This is a genomic window from Micromonospora sp. NPDC023888 (assembly GCF_040639415.1).
Taxonomy (GTDB): domain Bacteria; phylum Actinomycetota; class Actinomycetes; order Mycobacteriales; family Micromonosporaceae; genus Micromonospora.
Genome location: NZ_JBEZZW010000080.1, coordinates 1 through 4,764, shown reverse-complemented (window position 1 = coordinate 4,764; position 4,764 = coordinate 1). Strand labels below are relative to the sequence as shown.

Sequence of the window (4,764 nt, the reverse complement as noted above, 5' to 3'; positions counted from 1 at the left end):
ACACCGACGCCCACCTCATCTACTTCTCCTCCCTCGCCGGCACCCTCGGCAACCCCGGCCAAGGCAACTACGCCGCCGCCAACGCCTACCTCGACGCCCTCGCCCACCGCCGCCACCACAACGGCAAACCCGCCACCAGCATCGCCTGGGGCCTCTGGGCCAACGACAGCGGCATGACCGAACACCTCACCACCACCGACCGCCAACGCCTCCACCGCACCGGCCTCACCCCCATGACCACCCACGACGCCCTCGCCCTCTTCGACGCCGCCATCGCATCCGGCGCACCGAACCAGGTCGCCGTCACCCTCGACCCCACAACACTCCGACACCAAGCCACCACCGGAACCCTCCCCGCCCTCCTCCGCAACCTCGTCCGCACACCACGGCGGGTCGACCCGGACGTCACGCTGCGGCTCGCCCAACTCGACGGCGAGCAGCGCGAGGACGCCCTGCTCCACCTCGTCCGCGAGCACGTGGCCGGGGTGCTCGGGCACGAGTCGAGCCGCGAGGTGCACCTGGACCGCGGCTTCCTGGATCTGGGCCTCGACTCGCTCACCGCGCTGGAGTTGCGCAACCGGCTCGGCTCGGCGACCGGGCTGCGACTGCCGGCCACGGTGATCTTCGATCATCCGACGGTTCGCGGGCTGACCACACACCTGCTCGCCGAGCTCAGCCCGGCCCTGCCGGCGCCCGCCGACCGGGTGCTCGGCGAGATCGACCAGGTGGCGGCCAGCCTGGCCGCACTCAACGGCGACCAGGCCGGCCGGCTCGCCGTGTCGCGGCGGCTGCGCGAGCTGCTCACCGAGCTGGAAGGCGCGCCGGATGACGGCGTCGCGGAACGGCTCACGTCCGCCACGGACGACGACCTCTTCGACTTCATCGACAGCGAACTCGGGACCCGCTGATGACCACGGGCGGCCTCACCGGAAGGAAGAACGCAGCAATGGCGAACGAGGACAAGCTCCGGGACTATCTCAAGCGGGTCACCGCCGATCTGCACCAGACCCGTGAGCGGCTGCGGGAGGTGGAGTCGGCCTCCGGGGAGCCGATCGCCGTGGTGGCCATGGCGTGCCGTTATCCCGGCGGGGTGGCCGGCCCGGAGGATCTGTGGCGGCTTGTCGACGACGGCGTGGACGCGGTCACCGGGTTCCCGGAGAACCGCGGGTGGGATCTGGACGGGCTCTACGACCCGGACCCGGACGCGGCCGGGCACTCGTACACCCGGCACGGCGGTTTCCTGCACGACGCCGACCAGTTCGACCCGGACGTGTTCGGCATCAGCCCGCGCGAGGCGCTCACCATCGACCCGCAGCAGCGCATCCTGCTGGAGCTGGCCTGGGAGGCGGTCGAGCGGGCCGGCATCGGCCCGGACGCGCTGCGCGGCAGCCGCACCGGCGTGTACGCGGGCGTCATGTACAACGACTATGCCGGCCGGCTGCTGCACCAGCCGCCCGAGGATCTTGAGGGTTACCTGGCCAGCGGCAGCGCCGGCAGCGTCGCGTCCGGCCGGGTGGCCTACCACTTCGGCTTCGAAGGGCCGGCGGTCACCGTCGACACGGCCTGCTCGTCATCGCTTGTCACCCTGCACCTGGCCGCGCAGGCGCTCCGACAGGGCGACTGCACGCTCGCTCTGGCCGGTGGCGTCACGGTGATGGCCAGCCCGAACAGTTTCGTCGAGTTCAGCCGGCAGCGCGGCCTGGCGCCGGACGGCCGCTGCAAGCCGTTCGCCGACGCCGCCGACGGCACGGGTTGGAGCGAGGGCGCGGGCCTGCTGCTGCTGGAACGGCTCTCCGACGCGCAGCGCCTGGGCCACCCGGTCCTCGGCGTGATCCGTGGCAGCGCGGTCAACCAGGACGGCACCACCAGCCAGCTCACCGCGCCGAACGGGCCGGCCCAGCAGCGGGTCATCCGGCAGGCGCTGGCCGGCGCCGGGTTGGAGCCGGCCGATGTGGACGCGGTGGAGGCGCACGGCACCGGCACCACGCTTGGCGACCCGATCGAGGCCGGCGCGTTGCTTGCCACGTACGGTGCCGGCCGCGATCCGCGCAGCCCGCTGCACCTCGGCTCGATCAAGTCGAACCTGGGCCACACCCAGGCGGCGGCCGGCGTCGCCGGCGCGATCAAGATGATCATGGCGATGCGGCACGACCGGCTTCCGCGCACCCTGCACGTCGACCGGCCCTCCCAGCACGTGGACTGGGACGGCGGCGCGCTGCGCCTTCTCACCGACCCGGTCGACTGGCCCCGGCGAGACCGGCCGCGGCGGGCCGCGGTGTCCTCGTTCGGCATCAGCGGCACCAACGCGCACGTCATCCTGGAGGAGGCGCCACCGGTCGACACCGCCCCGGCCGGCACCCGCCCGGCGCCGGCCGCGGTGCCCTACCTGCTCTGCGCGCACGACGAGGAGTCACTGCGCCGGGCGGCACTGCGCCTGCGCGACCACCTGGCCGACGATCCCAGCCTGGACCGACTCGCGGTCGGGCACAGCCTGGCCACCACCCGGCGCGAACTCGGCCGGCGCGCCGCGATCCTGGCCACCGACGGCGCGACCACCGCCGCCGCGCTGGCCGCGCTGGCGACGGGTGACCAGCATCCGGCCGCCGTCCGCGGCACCGTGTCGGCGGGTGCCACCGCCTTCCTCTTCACCGGCCAGGGCAGTCAACGACCCGGCATGGGCGCGTTGCTCTACCGCGAGGTGCCGGCGTTCGCCGCCGCGGTCGACGAGATCTGCGCGGCCCTGGATCCACACCTCGACCGGCCGTTGCGTGACCTGATGTTCGCCGACGACGGCGTCAACAGCCCACTGCACCGCACCGAATACGCCCAGCCGGCACTGTTCGCGCTGGAGGTGGCCCTGTTCCGCACGCTTCGCGGATTCGGTGTACGCCCGGACTACCTGGTCGGCCACTCGATCGGCGAACTCGCGGCCGCGCACGTGGCCGGGGTGCTGTCGCTCGCCGACGCCGCGACGCTTGTCGCCGCGCGCGGCCGGCTGATGCAGGCGATGCGGGACGACGGGGCGATGGTGGCGATCCAGGCCGGCGAGGAGACCGTGCGCGCCGCGATCAACGGCCACCACCAGGGGGTAACTGTCGCGGCCGTGAACGGGCCGGCGGCGACGGTGATCTCCGGGGACACGGCCGCGGTCGTGGAGCTGGGCGCCGTCTTCACCGAGCGTGGCATCAAGACCCGACGACTCACCGTCAGCCACGCGTTCCACTCGCCGCACATGGACGGCATGCTCGACGATTTCCGCCTGGTGGCGGCGGCGCTGGACTTCCGGCCGCCAACCATCCCGATCGTGTCCAACCTGACCGGTGAGCTCGCCACCACCGAGCAACTGTGCTCCGCGGACTACTGGGCCGACCAGGTGCGGCACGCGGTGCGCTTCGCCGATGCGGTTGCACTGCTGCACCGGGAAGGGGTGGTCCACTACCTCGAACTCGGACCGGCTCCGGTGCTCGCCGCCATGGTGCACGACACCCTGATCGCGATCGAGGCGGACGCGCCGGCCGCCGAGCGCAGCACGGTCCTGGCCACGATGCGCCAGGACCGGGAGGGTGCGGCCGGGTTGACCGGCACGCTGGCCGAGGCGTACGTGCACGGGCTGACTGTCGACTGGAACGCGGTCGTGGGCTGGGACGAGGCCCCGGTGGTGCCACTGCCGACGTACCCGTTCCACCGCCGGCGCTTCTGGATCGACCCTTCCCCGTCCGGCGGCGACCCGGCCGGGCTGGGTCAGCACACGGCGCGGCATCCGCTACTCGGGGCCGTCGTGGACCTGGCCGACGGCGGCGGCAGCCTGCTGACGGGCCGATTCTCCCCGACGAGTCATCCGTGGCTGGCCGACCACGCCGTGCAGGGCACCGTACTGCTGCCCGGCACCGCGCTGCTCGATCTCGCGCTATTCGCGGCGAGCCGGCACGGTTGGTCGCGGGTGGACGAACTCACCCTCGAGGCACCGGTCGTGCTCGACCCGGACGCGCCGGTCGACCTCCAGGTGAGCGTGCGGGACGAGGACGGCCCGACGGTGGAGATCTTCTCGCGTCCGGCTGACGATCCGGACGCCGACTGGACCCGGCACTGCACGGGCCGGATCGGCACCGACGAGCAGTGGACCGCGCCGACCGGCGAATCGGGTACGGCGTGGCCACCCGCCGGGGCCGAGCCCATCGACGTGGCCGAACTCTACGACCGGCTCGAGGAGCTGGGTCTCGACTACGGCCCGACCTTTCAGGCGGTACGCGCCGCGTGGCGGGACGGCGACACGATCCACGCCGAGGTCGCGGTGCGGCCGGAGGGCGGGCAGGACACCTTCGCGGTGCACCCGGCCCTGCTCGACGCCGCCCTGCACCCGCTCGCTGCCGCCGGTACCGACCTGCGGCTGCCCTTCGCCTGGCGGGGTGTCACGTTGCACGCCGTCGAGGCCACCGCCCTACGGGTCACCGTGCGACCGGCCGGGGCGGACAGCCTGTCGTTGACCGCTACCGATTCGACAGGCGCGCCGGTGCTGACCGTCGAGGCCCTCGACGTGCGTGCCGCGGACCTGGCCCACCTGGCCGGCGGCCGCCGCCCACAGACCCTGTACCAGGTCGTGTGGGAGCGGGTGGTGGGTGCGCCCGCCGCCGACGAGCCCCTGCTCCTCGACCTCACCGGGGACACCGTCCACACCGCACTACCCCGCCTGCAACAAGCCCTCACCACCGACCAACCAATCCTCGCCCACACCCACAACGCCGTCACCGACCCCATCAACCCCGA

Annotated in this window: 2 protein-coding genes; both read left to right on the top strand. The window is 73.1% G+C overall.

Annotated features, from left to right (window positions below; genetic code table 11):
* Window positions 1-908, top strand: a 908-nt coding sequence (locus AB0F61_RS34015) for a beta-ketoacyl reductase (RefSeq protein ID WP_357818467.1), incomplete at its 5' end; no start/stop codon positions are given.
* Between the two features lie 38 nt (window positions 909-946).
* A partial coding sequence (locus tag AB0F61_RS34010) for a type I polyketide synthase (protein ID WP_357818464.1) occupies window positions 947-4,764 on the top strand: 3,818 nt, incomplete at its 3' end.